A 16758-nucleotide genomic window follows, 5' to 3' on the forward strand; every position below is an offset into this window, starting at 1 on the left:
GATGTCGGACCACGAGTCCGGGGGAGAGGACGAGCGCGGCGAGGTGCGGGTCGACGACCCCGGCCACCTCGCGGGCGTGCCCGACGAGTTCCAGCGCCTGTGGACCCCGCACCGCATGGTCTACATCCAGAAGGGGCAGCAGCCGGACCGGGACGAGTGCCCGTTCTGCATCGCGCCGTCGATGACGGACGAGGACGCGCTCATCGTCGCGCGCGGCGAGCATGCTTACGTCCTGCTCAATCTCTTCCCCTACAACAGCGGCCACCTGCTCGTCTGCCCGTACCGTCACATCGCGACCTACGACCTCGCGACCCCCGAGGAGGTCGCCGAGATCGGCTCCCTCACGCAGACCGCCATGCGGGTCGTGCGCGAGGTGTCGCGGAACGACGGCTACAACATCGGCATGAACCAGGGCCAGGTGGCGGGCGCCGGCATCGCCGAGCACCTGCACCAGCACATCGTGCCGAGGTGGGGGCAGGACGCGAACTTCCTGCCGATCATCGCGAAGACCAAGGCGCTGCCGCAGCTGCTGGGCGACGTGCGCGCATCCATCGCCGCAGCCTGGCCCGCCCCCGCGGGTGAATAGGATAGGGATCACAATGACTGACACCAACACCCCCGGACAGGTCGGCTCGAGCCGCGTCAAGCGCGGACTCGCGGAGATGCTCAAGGGCGGCGTCATCATGGACGTCGTCAACGCCGAGCAGGCGCGCATCGCGGAGGACGCGGGAGCGGTCGCCGTCATGGCTCTCGAGCGCGTCCCCGCCGACATCCGCTCGCAGGGCGGCGTCGCCCGCATGAGCGACCCCGACCTCATCGACCAGATCAAGGCCGAGGTCTCCATCCCCGTCATGGCGAAGGCCCGCATCGGCCACTTCGTCGAGGCGCAGGTCCTCCAGTCCCTCGAGGTCGACTACATCGACGAGTCCGAGGTGCTGAGCCCGGCCGACTACGTGAACCACATCGACAAGTGGGGCTTCACCGTCCCCTTCGTCTGCGGTGCCACCACGCTCGGCGAGGCGCTCCGCCGCATCACCGAGGGCGCGGCCATGATCCGCTCCAAGGGCGAGGCCGGCACGGGCGACGTCTCCGAGGCCACCAAGCACATCCGCACCATCAAGTCCGAGATCCGCGCGCTCAGCGCCCTCACGCACGACGAGATCTACGTCGCCGCGAAGGAGCTGCAGGCGCCGTACGACCTCGTGCTCGAGGTCGCCACGACCGGCCAGCTGCCCGTCGTCCTGTTCACCGCGGGCGGCGTGGCCACCCCGGCGGACGCCGCGATGATGATGCAGCTCGGCGCCGACGGCGTGTTCGTCGGATCCGGCATCTTCAAGTCGGGCAACCCGGTCGCGCGCGCCAAGGCCGTCGTCACCGCGACCGCGCTCTTCAACGACCCCGACGCCATCGCCGAGGCGTCGCGCGGGCTGGGCGAGGCCATGGTCGGGATCAACGTCGCCGACGTCCCCGCCCCGCACCGCCTCGCCGAGCGTGGCTGGTAGCACCGCGGAGCAGCAGGGCGACGGTCCGCTCGTCGGCGTCCTCGCGCTGCAGGGGGACGTCCGCGAGCACGCGCGCGTGCTCGAGGAGTTCGGCGCCCGGACGCGGCTCGTCCGCCAGCCGAAGGACCTCCCCGGCATCTCCGGGCTCGTGATCCCCGGCGGCGAGTCCACGGTGATGGACAAGCTGTCGCGCCAGTTCGGGATCGCCGGGCCGCTCCGCTCCGCCATCGACGACGGCCTGCCCGTCTACGGGACGTGCGCGGGGCTCATCATGCTGGCCGACGAGATCGTGGACGCGATCCACGACCAGCGGAGCATCGGCGGCCTCGACGTGTCGGTGCGGCGCAACGCGTTCGGGTCCCAGACGGCGTCGTTCGAGGTCGACCTCGACGTGCCCGAGCTGGGGGACCCGCCCGTGCACGCCGTGTTCATCCGCGCGCCCGTGGTGGCATCGGTCGGACCCGCCGCCTCGGCCCTCGCCTCGCTCGACGACGGCCGCGTCGTCGCCGTGCGGCAGGGCGCGCTCCTCGGCACCTCGTTCCACCCGGAGGTCACAGGCGACCTCCGGTTCCACCGCCTCTTCCTCGACATGGTCGAGGACGCGGGCCGCACCCTCTGACCCCTTCGGTCCGCCGGCGGCGGGCCCCGATGGTCCATCATTGACAGCGAGCAGACGCCGCGTAAGGAGAACCACCCGTGTCCGGACATTCCAAGTGGGCGACCACGAAGCACAAGAAGGCGATCATCGACTCGCGGCGCGCCAAGTCGTTCGCGAAGCTGATCAAGAACATCGAGGTCGCGGCCAAGATCGGCGGCGCCGACATGTCCGGCAACCCGACCCTCGTCGACGCCGTGCAGAAGGCCAAGAAGACCAGCGTCCCGAACGACAACATCGACCGCGCCGTCAAGCGCGGGGCCGGCCTGCTCGGGGAGGTCGTCGACTACCAGACGATCATGTACGAGGGCTACGCCGCCAACGGCGTCGCGATGCTCGTCGAGTGCCTCACCGACAACAAGAACCGCGCGGCCGCCGAGGTCCGCACGGCCATGAGCCGCAACGGCGGGACGATGGCCGACCCGGGCAGCGTCGCCTACAACTTCCACCGCAAGGGCGTCCTCGCCGTGCCTCACGCCGACGCGCCGACCGAGGACGACGTCCTCACCGCGGTCCTCGACGCGGGCGCGGAGGACGTGACCGACCACGGCGAGGTGTTCGAGATCCGGTGCGAGCCGTCCGACATGGTCGCCGTCCGCCAGGCGCTGCAGGACGCGGGGATCGACTACGACTCCGCCGACGTGGAGTTCGTGCCGCAGGTCAAGGTCGAGGTCGACCTCGAGACCGCGCGCAAGGTGAGCAAGCTCGTCGACGCGATGGAGGACCTGGACGACGTCCAGAACATCTACGTCAACAGCGACGTGCCCGCCGACGTGCAGGCCGCGCTGGACGACGAAGACGAGGAGTAGGCCCTCATCGCCGGGGTGCGGGGGAGCGGCGCGGCGGCCAGCGGCCCGTCCGTGCGGATCCTCGGGATCGACCCCGGCCTGACGCGCTGCGGCGTGGGGGTCGTCGATGTCTACGCCGACCGGTCCGCCCGGCTCGTCGACGTGCAGGTCGTCCGCACGAGCCCGACGGCCGAGCTGCACCACCGGCTGCTCGCGGTCGGCGACGGCATCGAGGAGCTCGTGGACCGGCACCGGCCGTCCGTCGTCGCCATCGAGCGCGTCTTCGCGCAGGACAACCTCTCGACCGTGATGGGCGTGGCGCAGATCACGGGCGTCGCCCTCGTGGGCGCGGCGCGGCGGGGCCTCGACGTCGCCCTCCACACGCCGAGCGAGGTCAAGGCCGCCGTCACCGGGTACGGCCAGGCCGACAAGAGGCAGGTGGCGACGATGGTCGCGCGGATCCTCGGCCTCGACGAGCTGCCGACGCCCGCCGACGCGTCCGACGCGCTCGCCCTGGCGATCTGCGCCGGCTGGCGCGCCGGGATGTCCCGCGCCGGCATCGCGGGGACCCCGGAGCCGGCGGCGCGCACGGCCGCCGCGGGCACCTCGGCGGGCGCGGGACCGACGGCGGCGCAGGCCGCGTGGCTCGCGGCCGAGCGTGCGCAGCGGGGTCGGCGCTAGCTCGTAGGGTTGGGGCGTGATCTCCTCCCTCCGCGGCACCGTGCTGTCCGTCTCCGGCCAGACCCTCCTGCTGGAGGTGCACGGGGTGGGCTACGGCGTGTCCGTGACGCCGCGGCACGCGCTCGAGCTGCGGCACGGATCCGAGGCGACGGTGCTCACCTCGCTGGTCGTCCGCGAGGACTCGCTGACCCTGTTCGGATTCCCCGGGCCCGACGAGCTGCGGGCCTTCGAGCTGCTCTGCGGCGTCACGGGCGTCGGCCCGAAGTCGGCCCTCGCGGTGCTCGAGCACCTGGATCCCGAGGCGATGGCCCAGGCCGTCGCGGCCGAGGACGACGCCGCGTTCCGCCGCGTCTCCGGCATCGGGCCGAAGACCGCCAAGCTCATCGTGCTGCAGCTCGCGGGCAAGCTGTTCGTCACCCAGCCGCGCGCCCGCTCGGCGGCGTCCGCCGCGTCGACCGTCACGGCCGACGTCGTCACGGCACTCATCGGCCTCGGCTGGTCGGAGCGCGTCGCCCGCACCGCGGTCGACGACGCCGCGGCCGCCGCCGCCGAGCAGGGCGCGCCCGCCGACATGCCCCGCCTGCTGCGCGTGGCGCTCGGGATGCTCGGGCCGCAGCAGCCCGCGGGCACCTCCGGCGTCGGCGCCTCCGCTGCCGGCCGGGCGGCCGACCGGTGAGCGGCCTCGCGCACGGCGACGCGTCCAGCCCCGTCCCGGAGTCCGACGCCGAGCTCGCGTTCGAGGGCGCGCTCCGCCCGAAGTCGCTGTCCGAGTTCGTCGGGCAGGTCAAGGTGCGCGGCCAGCTGGAGCTCCTCCTCACGGCCGCCGCGATGCAGAACCGCTCGCCCGACCACATCCTGCTCGCGGGCCCGCCCGGGCTCGGCAAGACGACGCTCGCCATGATCGTGGCCGAGGAGAGCCGCCGCCCCCTGCGGCTCACCAGCGGCCCGGCGATCCAGCACGCGGGCGACCTCGCGGCCGTGCTGTCGGCGCTGGTGCCGGGCGAGATCCTGTTCGTCGACGAGATCCACCGGATGGCGCGCTCCGCGGAGGAGATGCTCTACCTCGCCATGGAGGACTTCCGCATCGACATCATGGTGGGCAAGGGCGCGGGCGCGACCTCCATCCCGCTGGAGCTGTCGCCGTTCACCCTGGTGGGCGCGACGACGCGCTCGGGCATGCTGCCGAGCCCGCTCCGCGACCGCTTCGGCTTCACCGCGCACCTCGAGTTCTACGAGACGCACGAGCTCGAGCAGGTGATCGAGCGCGCCGCCCGCATGCTGAACCTGGAGATCGAGCACGAGGCCGTCGCCGAGATCGCGGGACGCTGCCGAGGCACGCCCCGGATCGCGAACCGCCTGCTCCGCCGGGTCCGCGACTACGCCCTCGTGCACGGCACGGAGGCGGGCTTGGCGTCCGTGCGCGCGGCGCTCGATCTCTACGACGTGGACCCGCTGGGCCTCGACCGCCTCGACCGCGCCGTCATGCGCGGCATCCTCACGCGCTTCGGCGGCGGACCCGTCGGGCTCAACACCCTCGCCGTGTCGGTGGGGGAGGAGGCGGAGACGATCGAGTCGGTCGTCGAGCCGTTCCTCGTCCGCATCGGGCTGGTGACGCGCACGCCGCGCGGCCGCGTCGCGACGCCGGCGGCGTGGGCGCACTTCGGCCTCGAGGCCCCCGCCGTCCCCGGCGCTCCCGCCCGCTCGCCGGGTGCGCCGGGCGCCGCCGGGGCCCTCTTCGGCGATGAACTATGATTCAAGCTGGCCTCCCGCGGAACGTCGCCGGTTCGTCGTGTCCGTCACCTCCCAGCACCTGAAAGGCCCGTCCCGCATGGACCCGTTCACCCTGATCATGTTCGCCGTCCTGGCGCTGCTCATCTTCTTCATGTTCCGCAACAGCCGGAAGCGCCAGAAGGACCTGGCCGCGCTGCAGACGCAGATGGTCCCCGGTGCCGAGGTCATGACCGCGTCCGGCATCTACGGCACGCTCGTCTCCTTCGACGAGGAGAACAACCTCGCCTACCTCGAGGTCTCGCCCGGCACGGTGCTGAAGCTGCACCGCCAGACGATCGCCCGCGTGGTCGAGCCCACCGTCGCCGACGACGCCTCCGTCCTCGTGGACGAGGCTCCCGCCGCCGACGTGGTCGACGAGACCGGCACGAGCGACGCCTCGCGCCGCCTCGACGACGGCGACGCCCCCACCGCGCGCTCCTGATCCTCCGGGCGGGCGGCCACCGGTCGCCCGCCCCTCCCGGGCGGCTCCCCGCCCGGCCCCGCTCCCCCCTCCATCCGGAGCGCCGCGCGGATCCCGCCGGCCCACCGCGAAGAAAGTCGAGTGTCCAGGTGGCCAAGTCGCCCACACCGGTACGCAAGGCCAGGCGCAAGCTCATCTGGCTGCTGGTCATCATCGGCCTCCTCGCCGGCGGCAACGCCGCCAGCGTGGCGTTCAGCAACGGGTCCTGGACCCCGAAGCTCGCGCTCGACCTCGAGGGCGGCACGCAGATCATCCTCGCGCCGCAGCTCGACGGCGCGTCCTCCGGGCCGACGAGCGAGCAGCTCGCCCAGGCGGTGTCGATCATCCGCCAGCGCGTCGACGCGAGCGGCGTGTCCGAGGCGGAGATCACCACGCAGGGCGGCAGCAACATCGTCGTGAGCCTGCCGGGCGAGCCCGACGCGGCGACCATGCAGCGCCTGCAGTCCTCGGCGAAGCTCGAGCTGCGGCCCGTCCTCATCGGCGCGGCCGGCACGGCGTCGGTCGCCGCGACGCCCACCCCCACGGCCACCGACGGATCGACGCCGACCGACGGCACCACGCCGACCGACGGATCCACCGACGCTGCCGAGACGCCCGCCGCGGAGGCCACGCCGGATCCCTCCACCCTCTCCGACGAGCCCACCGCCGAGCCCACGGGCCCGAGCGACGTCTCCTGGGTCACGCCGCGCCTCCAGGCCGAGTTCGCCGCCTACGACTGCGCGACCGCCCCCGAGTCCGACGGCCAGGCCGCTCCCGCCGACCGCGCGATCATCGCGTGCTCCGACGACGGCGCCGCGAAGTACGTCCTCGGCCCGGTCGAGGTGGACGGCAGCACCATCTCCGACGCCACGAGCGGCCTCCAGCAGTCCAGCCAGGGCGTCAGCACCGGCACGTGGTCGGTCAACCTCGTCTTCGACGGCGACGGCACCCAGCAGTTCGGCGACATGTCCACGCGCCTCATCACGCTCGAGTCGCCGCGCAACCAGTTCGCGTTCGTGCTCGACAACGAGGTCATCTCCGCGCCGGTCACCCAGGGCGTCGTCACCAACGGCAAGCCGTCCATCACCGGCAACTTCACGCAGGAGAGCGCCAAGGCGCTGGCCGACCAGCTCAAGTTCGGCGCGCTGCCGCTCAGCTTCACGCTGCAGAGCTCCGACGTCATCTCGGCCACCCTCGGGTCTTCGCAGCTCACCAGCGGCCTCATCGCCGGCCTCATCGGCCTCGTGCTCGTGGTGCTCTACTCGCTGGTGCAGTACCGGGTGCTCGGCACGGTCACCATCGCGTCGCTCGTGATCGCCGCCGTGATCACCTACCTCCTCATCACCCTGCTCAGCTGGCGGGAGGGGTACCGGCTGTCGCTCGCCGGGGTGGCGGGGCTCATCGTGGCCATCGGCATCACGGCCGACTCGTTCATCGTCTACTTCGAGCGCATCAAGGACGAGCTGCGCGACGGCCGCGGCCTCGTCTCCTCGGTGGAGCAGGGCTGGAAGCGCGCGCTGCGCACGATCATCGCCTCGGACACGGTCAACTTCCTGGCGGCCGCGGTGCTCTTCATCCTCGCGGTGGGCAACGTCAAGGGCTTCGCGCTCACGCTCGGGCTCACGACGATCATCGACCTCATCGTCGTGTCGCTGTTCACGCACCCGATCCTCCAGTTGCTCGCGAACCGGCCGTTCTTCGCCGAGGGCCACCGCATGAGCGGGCTCGACCCGCGGGCGCTCGGTGCCGTGTACCGCGGCCGCGCGACGTTCCGCACCCCCACCGCCACCGCGGGGCGTAACGCCGCGGCGGCCAAGGAGGCGGCGCGCCGGCAGACCATCGCCGAGCGCAAGGCCGCCCAGGGCCAGGCGACCGGATCCACGAAGACCGCGACGATCGACGCGCCGCGGGCCGACGACACGAGCAAGGACGACTGATGGCTGGCTTCTCCGAGTTCGGCAACGACCTCTACACGGGCAAGCGCTCGTTCGACATCGTCGGCCGCCGCCGGCTCTGGTACTCCATCGCGGCGATCTGCATCCTGGTGTCCGTCCTCGGCCCGCTCCTGCGCGGCGGCTTCACGTTCGGCATCGAGTTCACGGGCGGATCCGAGTACACGGTGAGCGGCGTGCAGTCGCAGTCGCAGGACATCGCGAGCGAGGCGGTCGCCACCGTCACGCCGGTGCCGGCCCGCGTCTCGTCCGTCGGGTCCGACGGCGTCCGCGTCCAGACCGACCAGCTGGAGCCCGCGGACAGCACCGCCGTCCGCCAGGCGCTCGCGACCGCCTACGGCGTCGAGACGTCCAGCGTCACCGAGTCCTTCATCGGACCGTCGTGGGGCCAGGACATCACCCGCCAGGCGCTCTGGGGTCTGGTCGTGTTCCTCGCGCTGGCCGCGGTGGTCATGTCGGTCTACTTCCGCACCTGGAAGATGTCGGTCGCCGCGATCATCGCGCTGCTGCACGACCTCGTCCTCACCGCGGGCATCTACGGCATCACGGGCTTCGAGGTCACGCCGGCCGCCGTCATCGGCTTCCTCACGATCCTCGGGTACTCCCTCTACGACACGGTCGTGGTGTTCGACAAGATCCGCGAGAACACCGCGGAGGACGGGCAGGAGTCCCGGCGCACCTTCGGGCAGTCGGTGAACCTCGCGGTGAACCAGACCCTGGTCCGCTCGATCAACACGTCGATCGTCGCCATCCTGCCGGTCGGGTCGATCCTGTTCATCGGCGCCGTCGTGCTCGGCGCCGGCACCCTGCGCGACATCGCGCTGTCGCTCTTCATCGGCATCATCGTCGGCACCTACTCGACGATCTTCATCGCCGCCCCGCTCTACGCGCACCTCCGCGAGGGGGAGCCGAAGGTGAAGCGCGGCGACTCGCTGGCGGCCGCGGCCGCCAGCCGGGCCCAGGCCGAGCGGGCCGCCGTGGCGGTGGAGTCGTGACGAGCGCGCAGGGCGCGGGCGTCCCCGAGGACCTCGACGCGGCCACCGCCAAGGCCCGCACCGCCACGGGGGAGTCCTGGCTCCTCGATGTGCGCGAGCCCGACGAGTGGGAGGCGGGGCACTCGGCCGTCGCCCACCACATCCCGATGGGCGAGCTCGAGGCCCGCGTCGGCGAGATCCCGACCGACCAGCACATCGCCGTGATCTGCCGCTCCGGGCACCGCTCCTCCCTCGCGACGCAGGCGCTCCTCCGCGGCGGGTTCGCGGCCTCCAACATCACGGGCGGCATGCACGCCTGGTCGGAGATGGGCGGCGACGTCGTCACCGACGACGGGCAGCCCGGCCGCGTCGCCTGAGCCGCGGCTGGGCTGCCCCGGACGCCGCCCGCCGGCCCGTGGTCGGGAGCGCTCGGGCGCGGTGATAATTTGGTCTCCAGCACACGCCTGGGAGGCTGAACGATGACGGAGACGACCTCGAGCACGGCTTCCCTCCGGCGCCTGGTGCCGCGCCTCTTCTCGCGGGCGCAGCCCGCCGGCGCCGTCGAGCAGCTCATCCGCACCGCGCGCCTGCACCACCCCAAGGCCGACATGAGCCTCATCGAGCGGGCCTACGCCGTCGCCGAGCGCGCGCACGAGGGCCAGAAGCGCAAGAGCGGCGAGCCGTACATCACCCACCCGGTCGCCGTGGCGCAGATCCTCGCGGACCTCGGCATCGGCCCCAAGACGCTCGCGGCAGCGCTCCTCCACGACACGGTCGAGGACACCGACTACACGCTCGACATGCTGCGCCACGACTTCGGCGACGAGATCGCCATGCTCGTCGACGGCGTCACCAAGCTCGACAAGCTCAAGTACGGCGACAGCGCGCAGGCGGAGACGGTGCGCAAGATGGTCGTCGCGATGTCGAAGGACATCCGCGTGCTCGTGGTCAAGCTCGCCGACCGCCTGCACAACGCGCGCACGTGGGGCTTCGTCGAGTCGGCGTCCGCCGAGCGCAAGGCGAAGGAGACCCTCGAGATCTACGCGCCGCTCGCGCATCGCCTCGGCATCTCGACCATCAAGTGGGAGCTCGAGGACCTCTCGTTCGCCGTGCTCTACCCGAAGATCTACGTCGAGATCGAGAACCTCGTGAAGCAGCGCACCCCGCAGCGCGAGGAGTTCGTGCAGCAGGTGATCGACAGCGTCAACGACGACCTGCGCGCCGCCAAGATCCGGGGCAAGGTCGCCGGGCGTCCGAAGCAGTACTACTCGATCTACCAGAAGATGGTCGTCCGCGGTCGCGAGTTCGACGAGATCTACGACCTCGTCGGGATCCGCGTGCTGGTCGACTCGCTCCGCGACTGCTACGCCGTGCTCGGCGCGATCCACGCCCGCTGGACGCCGGTGCCCGGGCGCTTCAAGGACTACATCGCCACGCCGAAGTTCAACCTCTACCAGTCGCTGCACACGACCGTGATCGGGCCCAAGGGCCGCCCGGTGGAGATCCAGATCCGCACGCACGAGATGCACCAGCGCGCGGAGTTCGGCGTCGCGGCGCACTGGAAGTACAAGGAGCGCATGAACGGCGGGCGCGCCGCCGAGGTGTCGCCGCAGGGGGACACCGACCTCGCCTGGCTCGCGCACATCTCCGACTGGCAGTCCGAGACGGCGGATCCGGGCGAGTTCCTGGACTCGCTGCGGTTCGAGATCGGCGCGAAGGAGGTCTACGTCTTCACGCCGCACGGCAAGGTCATCGGCCTCCCGGCCGGCGGCACGCCCGTGGACTTCGCGTACGCCGTGCACACGGACGTGGGCCACCGCACCATGGGCGCGAAGGTGAACGGGCGTCTCGTGCCGCTCGAGAACCCGCTCACCACCGGCGACGTGGTCGAGGTGTTCACGTCGAAGAACCCCGACAGCGGTCCGAGCAAGGACTGGCTCGCCTTCGTCAAGAGCGCCCGCGCGCGCAACAAGATCAAGCAGTGGTTCACCAAGGAGCGGCGCGAGGAGGCGATCGAGCAGGGCAAGGACGCCATCGCCCGCGCCATGCGCAAGCAGAACCTGCCGTTGCAGAAGCTCATGAACCAGGACGCGTTCTCGGACGTGGCGCAGAGCATGAAGTACGACGACGTCGCGGCGCTCTACGCCGCCGTCGGCGAGGGCCATGTCTCCACGCAGTCGGTGATCGAGAAGGTGCTCTCGTCCATCCAGGGCGACAGCGGCGGCGAGGCGGAGGAGGTCTTCGCCGTCACGCAGCGTTCGCGCGTCTCGCGCAACAGCGACTCCGGCGTGCTCGTGCGCGGCGCTCCCGACATCCTCGTGAAGCTCGCCAAGTGCTGCACGCCGGTGCCGGGCGACGAGATCATCGGGTTCGTGACCCGGGGCGCGGGCGTCTCCGTGCACCAGGCCAACTGCCACAACGTGGACTCGCTGCGCGCCGAGCCCGACCGCATGATCGAGGTGGAGTGGGCGCCGTCGTCCAAGAGCCTGTTCCTGGTGCACATCCAGGTCGAGGCGCTCGACCGGTCGGGTCTCCTCAGCGACGTGACGCGCGTGCTGTCGGAGCACCACGTCAACATCCTCTCCGCGTCCGTCTCGACGTCGTCCAACCGCCTGGCCATCAGCCGCTTCGTCTTCGAGATGGGCGACGTGACGCACCTGGACCGCGTGCTCAACGCGGTGCGCCGCATCGACGCCGTGTACGACGTGTACCGCGTCAACGGCGGCTGACCGGATCCGCTGCGCCCCCGCCCTCCGCGGGCACCGACGACCCGCTGCGGCGGGCCAGGGCGTCGAGGCGCGTGAGGCCGCGGCGCTTGTCGGGCAGCGCGCCCGACGCGGCGAGGTGGTCGCGCGCGGCGGCCTCGGTGACCCCGGGCAGCGCCAGCAGGCCGAGGCAGGCGGCCTCGTGGGACGGCGTGAAGTCGGCGACCGTGCGCGCGATGTCGCACAGCGTCCGCAGCGGGGTCGTGACGCGGAGGCCGGCCAGCACGACGGTGTCGCGCTCGTCGAGCACGACCTCGCGGATGCGCACGTTCCGGAGCGCCGGCGGGTGGCAGCGCGCGACGCTGTCGACGCAGTACTCGTGCGTGCGCGGCGGGGTGCGGACGGCGCCGTGCACCCACGCGGCCGTCGACCGCTCGGCGATGAGCCGCGAGGGGACCTGCGCGGCGAGCGCCGCGGCGCGGAGCCAGGGCGAGGCCAGCTCGTCGACGGGGGAGTAGCAGGCGTCGACCTCGTACACCTCGCCGTCGAGGCGGGCGGAGCAGAGCTCGGCGAGCGGGAGGTCGAGGACGGACAGGACGGGCGCGAGGCGGGGTGGCATGCGCGCACCATGCCATCGCGCGCCGCCACACGCGCGACGGCCCGGGATCCTGTGGAGGATCCCGGGCCGTCGCGGTGGTGCGGAGGGCGGGGCTACGAGCCGAGCGCGTCCAGCCAGACGCGGCGGGCGGCGAGGGCCTCCTCGGCGTCCTTGATGCGGCGCGCGTCGCCGTCCGCCTTGGCCGCGTCGAGCTCGCGCTGCAGCTTGTCGATCGCGGCGCCGAGCTGCGAGGCGAGCCCCTCGGAGCGGGCCTTCGTCTCCGGGTTGTTCTTGCGCCAGAACTCCTCGTCCAGGGTGCGGACGTGGGTCTCGACCTTGCGCAGGCGGTCCTCGACGGTCTTGACGCTGTCCCGCGGGACGCGACCGATCGCGTCCCAGCGCAGTTGGACGGCGGTCAGCTTGTCGCGCGCCGCGGTGCGCTCCGTGATCTGCAGGATCGGCTCCGCCTCGTCGAGGAGGGCGAGCTTGGCCTGCAGGTTGGCCTGCTGCTCCTCGTCGTCCGCGGCGTCGACCTCGGCCTTGGCGCCGTAGAGCACGTCGCCCGCGGCCTTGAACTGCGCCCAGAGCGCGTCGTCGTAGCGCTTGCCCGCGCGCCCGGCGAGCTTCCACTCGTCGAGGAGACGGCGGTACGCCGGGATCCCGCCGACGCCCTGCGGCTCGAGCGCGCGCGCCTGCTCGACGATGGCCTGCTTCTTGGAGCGGGCGTCCTTGTGGGCGTTGTCGAGCTCGGCGAAGAACGCCTTGCGCTCGGTGTCGATGGTGGAGCGCGCCGTGCGGAAGCGCTTCCAGAGCTCGTTGGCGTCGTTCTTGGGCAGACGGGGTCCCGTCTGCTGGTGCTGCTGCCAGCGGCCGAACAGGGCGTCGACCTCGGCGGTCAGCTGCTTCCACTGGACCTTCGAGAAGTCCTGGGTGGCGAGGCGCTCGGTCTCCTCGACGATGGCGGTGCGCTCGGCGATGGCGCCCTGCACCACCTGCCGCTGCTCCTCGCCCTGCTTCTCCGTGAGCTCGCCGACGGTGGCGGCGAGGACGTCGAGCCGGGCGCGCAGGGCGGCGAGGTCGCCGACGGCGTTCGCCCCGTCCACGGCCTCGATGAGGTGCGCGACGGCCTTGGACACGTCGGTCGCCGGCGCGCCGCGCTTGGCGCGCTGCTCCAGGAGCGTGACCTGGCCCGCGAGGTCGGTGAACTTGCGCTGGAAGTAGGCCAGCGCCTCCTCGGGGGTCCCGTCGGGGTACTGGCCGACGGCGCGTTCGCCGTCGCCCTCGCGCAGGAAGACGGTGCCCGTCTCGTCGACGCGGCCCCAGGGGGTCTGATCGTTGTCAGCCACGGATGCTCACCTTGTTCGTAGGACCGGCCGGACCGGTGCGGAGACGTGCACGCCAGCCTAGAGCACGCCTCGCGGGCGGGATCGTCTCGCGACGGACGCTGGCTGACCTGTCGATCATGCCCGAGACCAGCGGGCGTCGGCGTGCGCGGGCGGCGATCGGACCGCCCTCGCAGGGGCCCGTGAGGACCGGGCGGCAGGACGGGTGCCGACCCGTCGCCTCGCGGTCTCCCGCGACTCACGGGGTCGGGGTCGGCTCCGTGGGCGCGGGGTCGGTCGCGGTCGGGGTCGGGGTCGGGGTCGCGCTCGGTGTGGGCGACGACGGGGAGGACGACGGCGCGGGCGTCGGGGCCGGCGCGCCGGGTCCCGCCTCGTAGGCGAGCTGGGCCCCGACCGCGAGGGCGGCGACGAGGACCACGGCGACGATCGCGGCCAGGTCGTCGCGGCGACGGCGTCGGACGGCCCGGGCGTGCAGCTCCTGACGTGCCGCGTAGCGGCGGAGCCGGGCCTGCGCCTCGCGGGCTGCGCGGTCGTTCTTCGGGGCCACGGCGTCCTCACGGTCGGTCCCGCACGAGGCGGCGGTACGGGAACCATAGCCGGTCGCGCCTACCATCGAGATCATGACCGACACGCGACCGGGCCTCCGTTCGGGGGCGACGCCCCTGGCCGTCCGGATGCGTCCCCGCAGCCTCGACGAGGTCACCGGCCAGCGGCACCTCCTGACGCCCGGCTCGCCGCTCGTGAGCCTCGCCTCGGACGTGGCGGGGGAGCAGGGGTCCGTCTCGATCATCCTGTGGGGCCCGCCCGGGACGGGTAAGACGACGCTCGCGCAGGCCATCGCGCACGGATCCAGCCGCCGCTTCGTCGAGCTCTCGGCCGTGACCGCCGGCGTCCGCGACGTGCGGCAGGTGATGGAGAAGGCGCTGAGCGACCGCGACCTCTTCGGCGTCTCGACCGTGCTGTTCCTCGACGAGATCCACCGCTTCACCAAGGCCCAGCAGGACGCGCTGCTGCCGGGCGTGGAGAACGGCTGGGTGATCCTCATCGCGGCCACCACCGAGAACCCGTCGTTCTCCGTCATCTCGCCGCTGCTCTCCCGCAGCCTCCTGCTGACGCTGGAGCAGCTCGACGACGACGACCTCGGCGTGCTCGTGGACCGCGCCGTCGCCGACGACCGGGGCCTGGGCGGGCGGTTCGCGCTCGACGACGACGCCCGGGCGATGATCATCCGCCTGGCGTCCGGCGACGCGCGACGCGCGCTGACGGCGCTCGAGGCGGCGGCCGTGTCGGCACAGGCGGACGCGTCGGGCAAGGCGCGCGCGGCGGCAGAGGACGACGAGGACGGCGACGACGAGGACGAGGACGACGACGCGGCTGCCGCCGGGGATCCCGCGCCCATCCCCATCTCCACCGAGCAGGTCGCGCTCGCGGTCGACCGGGCGCTGCTCCGCTACGACCGCAACGGCGACGAGCACTACGACGTCATCAGCGCGTTCATCAAGTCGATCCGCGGATCCGACGTCGACGCCGCGCTGCACTACCTCGCCCGCATGATCGAGGCGGGGGAGGACCCGCGCTTCATCGCCCGGCGGATCATCGTCTCGGCCTCCGAGGACATCGGGCTCGCCGACCCGCAGGCGCTCGTCGTCGCGGTGGCGGCCGCCGACGCGGTGCAGCTCATCGGCATGCCCGAGGGGCGGATCCCGCTGGCGCAGGCGGTCGTGCACCTCGCGACCGCGCCCAAGTCGAACGCCTCCTACCTCGGCATCGACCAGGCGATCGCGGACGTGCGCGCCGGCGCCTTCGGCCGCGTGCCCCTGCACCTCCGCGACGCCCACTACCCGGGCGCGAAGCGGCTCGGGCACGGCAAGGGCTACCGCTATCCGCACGACGCGGACATCGGCGTCGTGACGCAGCAGTACCTCCCGGACGAGCTCGTCGGACGCACCTACTACTCGCCCACGCAGCACGGGCACGAGCGCGACCTGTCGGCCCGGCTGGAGAAGCTGCGGCGCATCGTCCGCGGCGGGTGATCCCGGCGCGGCGCATCCCCGGGATCGCGCCGATCGCGTGCTAAGCTTGCTGACGCCTCAATCGGGTGTCGCGTGCGGCTGCGTCGACATCATGATCAAGGGACACGTCCTGTAGCCGGACGACCCGTGGCGAATCCCTCTACTTCCGCAGGACACCGCATCAGCGGTCTCGTGTCGTCGCGCGCCCATGCGTGTGCGCGGACGCCCTGCATCATCCGTAGTCAGAGACTTTCTCCCTGGAAGGAAAACGTGTCCACCAAGTCACGCACCCGCAGCAAGACCCGCCTCTCCCGCGCGCTGGGCATCCCGCTCACGCCGAAGGCGGCCAAGTACCTCGAGAAGCGCCCCTACGCGCCGGGTGAGCACGGCCGGTCCAAGCGCAAGCAGGACAGCGACTACGCCGTCCGCCTGCGCGAGAAGCAGCGTCTGCGCGCCCAGTACGGCATCCGCGAGGCCCAGCTCAAGATCGCCTTCCAGGAGGCGCGTCGCACGCAGGGCCTGACCGGTGAGAACCTCGTCGAGATCCTCGAGCAGCGCCTCGACGCGCTCGTCGTCCGCTCCGGCCTCGCGCGCACCACGGCGCAGGCCCGCCAGCTCGTCGTGCACCGCCACATCATGGTCGACGGCAAGATCGTCGACCGCCCCTCCTTCCGCGTGAAGGCCGGCCAGATGATCCACGTCAAGCCGCGCTCCGAGGGCACCGAGCCCTTCCAGGTCGCCGCCGCCGGCGGTCACGCCGACGTGCTGCCGAAGCTCCCCTCGTACCTCGAGGTCGAGCTCGACAAGCTGCAGGCCCGCCTCGTGCGCCTGCCGAAGCGCGCCGAGGTCCCCGTGACCTGCGAGGTCCAGCTGGTCGTCGAGTACTACGCGGCACGCTAAGCACCGCATCACCGTCCGCGAGGCGGGTCGCCCATCCGGGTGGCCCGCCTCTCGGCGTCTCCGGGCGGGAGGCGATCCTGGAGCCGCCCGACGCGGGTCGCGCCGGGCCCGGCCGGTAGGATCGCCCTCGGCCCCCGCCGGCCTCCGCACCGCACGTCACCTCCATCTGGGGGCAGCTCCCGGAAGGGGAGAAGCATGAAGAACCTCGTCCTCATCGTCGTGGGGGTCGCCATCGGCTTCGCCGTCGCCCACGTGGTCGACCGCACGCCGGCCGGGCACCGCCTCCTCCAGGGCGTCGACGCCCGTGCCCGCCGGTTCGGCGAGGCCGTCGAGGACGGCTACCGCCGCCGCGAGGCCGAGCTCCGCTCCGCCGTGGGCGAGGCCGAGGACACCATCACCGAGCTGGGAAAGCAGTAGG

Annotated in this window: 18 protein-coding genes; 15 read left to right on the plus strand and 3 right to left on the minus strand. The window is 72.3% G+C overall.

The window, feature by feature from the left end; translation table 11 throughout:
• Position 1 precedes the first annotated feature (1 nt).
• From FGI33_RS04075 to FGI33_RS04130, 12 genes are all read left to right on the plus strand, one after another.
• Positions 2 to 586, plus strand: coding sequence for an HIT family protein (locus FGI33_RS04075; RefSeq protein ID WP_182623273.1), 585 nt, complete (start codon positions 2 to 4; stop codon positions 584 to 586).
• A gap of 13 nt (positions 587 to 599) precedes the next feature.
• Positions 600 to 1502: a pyridoxal 5'-phosphate synthase lyase subunit PdxS gene (pdxS, locus tag FGI33_RS04080; RefSeq protein WP_086513245.1), complete on the plus strand. Its 903-nt coding sequence runs from the start codon at positions 600 to 602 to the stop codon at positions 1500 to 1502.
• The gene (gene pdxT / locus FGI33_RS04085; RefSeq protein WP_119434140.1) at positions 1492 to 2121 is read left to right on the plus strand and encodes a pyridoxal 5'-phosphate synthase glutaminase subunit PdxT; all 630 of its coding nucleotides are present in this window, start codon (positions 1492 to 1494) and stop codon (positions 2119 to 2121) included. Before pdxS ends, pdxT begins: the two co-directional genes overlap by 11 nt.
• 77 nt (positions 2122 to 2198) lie before the next feature.
• Positions 2199 to 2966: a YebC/PmpR family DNA-binding transcriptional regulator gene (locus tag FGI33_RS04090; protein WP_119434141.1), complete on the plus strand. Its 768-nt coding sequence runs from the start codon at positions 2199 to 2201 to the stop codon at positions 2964 to 2966.
• A gap of 51 nt (positions 2967 to 3017) precedes the next feature.
• On the plus strand, positions 3018 to 3626 hold the full coding sequence (ruvC, locus tag FGI33_RS04095) for a crossover junction endodeoxyribonuclease RuvC (protein WP_119434145.1): 609 nt from the start codon (positions 3018 to 3020) through the stop codon (positions 3624 to 3626).
• A gap of 16 nt (positions 3627 to 3642) precedes the next feature.
• Positions 3643 to 4302, plus strand: a complete 660-nt coding sequence (gene ruvA / locus FGI33_RS04100; RefSeq protein ID WP_237582303.1) for a Holliday junction branch migration protein RuvA — start codon at positions 3643 to 3645, stop codon at positions 4300 to 4302.
• Entirely contained in the window at positions 4299 to 5378 is a 1080-nt protein-coding gene (gene ruvB, locus FGI33_RS04105; RefSeq protein WP_237582304.1) for a Holliday junction branch migration DNA helicase RuvB, read from the plus strand. The genes ruvA and ruvB overlap by 4 nt, the downstream gene beginning before the upstream one ends.
• A 76-nt stretch (positions 5379 to 5454) precedes the next feature.
• Entirely contained in the window at positions 5455 to 5838 is a 384-nt protein-coding gene (gene yajC, locus FGI33_RS04110) for a preprotein translocase subunit YajC (RefSeq protein ID WP_237582305.1), read from the plus strand.
• A gap of 128 nt (positions 5839 to 5966) precedes the next feature.
• Entirely contained in the window at positions 5967 to 7793 is a 1827-nt protein-coding gene (gene secD / locus FGI33_RS04115) for a protein translocase subunit SecD (protein WP_119434411.1), read from the plus strand.
• Positions 7793 to 8803 (plus strand): protein translocase subunit SecF, encoded by a 1011-nt coding sequence (secF, locus tag FGI33_RS04120; protein WP_119434410.1) that lies wholly within the window; start codon positions 7793 to 7795, stop codon positions 8801 to 8803. Before secD ends, secF begins: the two co-directional genes overlap by 1 nt.
• A complete protein-coding gene (locus FGI33_RS04125; protein WP_119434409.1) occupies positions 8800 to 9159 on the plus strand; it encodes a rhodanese-like domain-containing protein in 360 nt (119 codons plus the stop codon). The genes secF and FGI33_RS04125 overlap by 4 nt, the downstream gene beginning before the upstream one ends.
• A 102-nt stretch (positions 9160 to 9261) precedes the next feature.
• Positions 9262 to 11511: a RelA/SpoT family protein gene (locus tag FGI33_RS04130; protein WP_119434408.1), complete on the plus strand. Its 2250-nt coding sequence runs from the start codon at positions 9262 to 9264 to the stop codon at positions 11509 to 11511.
• Here the strand turns inward: FGI33_RS04130 and FGI33_RS04135 are convergent.
• The 3 genes from FGI33_RS04135 to FGI33_RS04145 all read right to left on the minus strand — a co-directional run bounded on the left by FGI33_RS04135 (position 11498) and on the right by FGI33_RS04145 (position 13975).
• Positions 11498 to 12106 (minus strand): type IV toxin-antitoxin system AbiEi family antitoxin, encoded by a 609-nt coding sequence (locus FGI33_RS04135; protein ID WP_119434407.1) that lies wholly within the window; start codon positions 12104 to 12106, stop codon positions 11498 to 11500. The genes FGI33_RS04130 and FGI33_RS04135 overlap by 14 nt on opposite strands.
• 92 nt (positions 12107 to 12198) lie before the next feature.
• Entirely contained in the window at positions 12199 to 13431 is a 1233-nt protein-coding gene (locus FGI33_RS04140) for a DUF349 domain-containing protein (protein ID WP_119402031.1), read from the minus strand.
• Between the two features lie 235 nt (positions 13432 to 13666).
• Complete coding sequence (locus FGI33_RS04145; RefSeq protein WP_237582306.1) at positions 13667 to 13975, minus strand: dioxygenase; 309 nt, start codon at positions 13973 to 13975, stop codon at positions 13667 to 13669.
• A gap of 73 nt (positions 13976 to 14048) precedes the next feature.
• Here FGI33_RS04145 and FGI33_RS04150 point away from each other — a divergent pair, with 73 nt between their 5' ends.
• From FGI33_RS04150 to FGI33_RS04160, 3 genes are all read left to right on the plus strand, one after another.
• A complete protein-coding gene (locus tag FGI33_RS04150; protein ID WP_119434595.1) occupies positions 14049 to 15461 on the plus strand; it encodes a replication-associated recombination protein A in 1413 nt (470 codons plus the stop codon).
• Between the two features lie 249 nt (positions 15462 to 15710).
• A complete protein-coding gene (gene rpsD / locus FGI33_RS04155; RefSeq protein WP_012038492.1) occupies positions 15711 to 16340 on the plus strand; it encodes a 30S ribosomal protein S4 in 630 nt (209 codons plus the stop codon).
• Between the two features lie 195 nt (positions 16341 to 16535).
• Positions 16536 to 16757, plus strand: a complete 222-nt coding sequence (locus FGI33_RS04160; RefSeq protein WP_119402028.1) for a hypothetical protein — start codon at positions 16536 to 16538, stop codon at positions 16755 to 16757.
• Position 16758: the final 1 nt, after the last annotated feature.

Origin of the sequence: Clavibacter phaseoli (assembly GCF_021922925.1) — a bacterium.
Taxonomy (GTDB): Bacteria; Actinomycetota; Actinomycetes; order Actinomycetales; family Microbacteriaceae; genus Clavibacter; species Clavibacter phaseoli.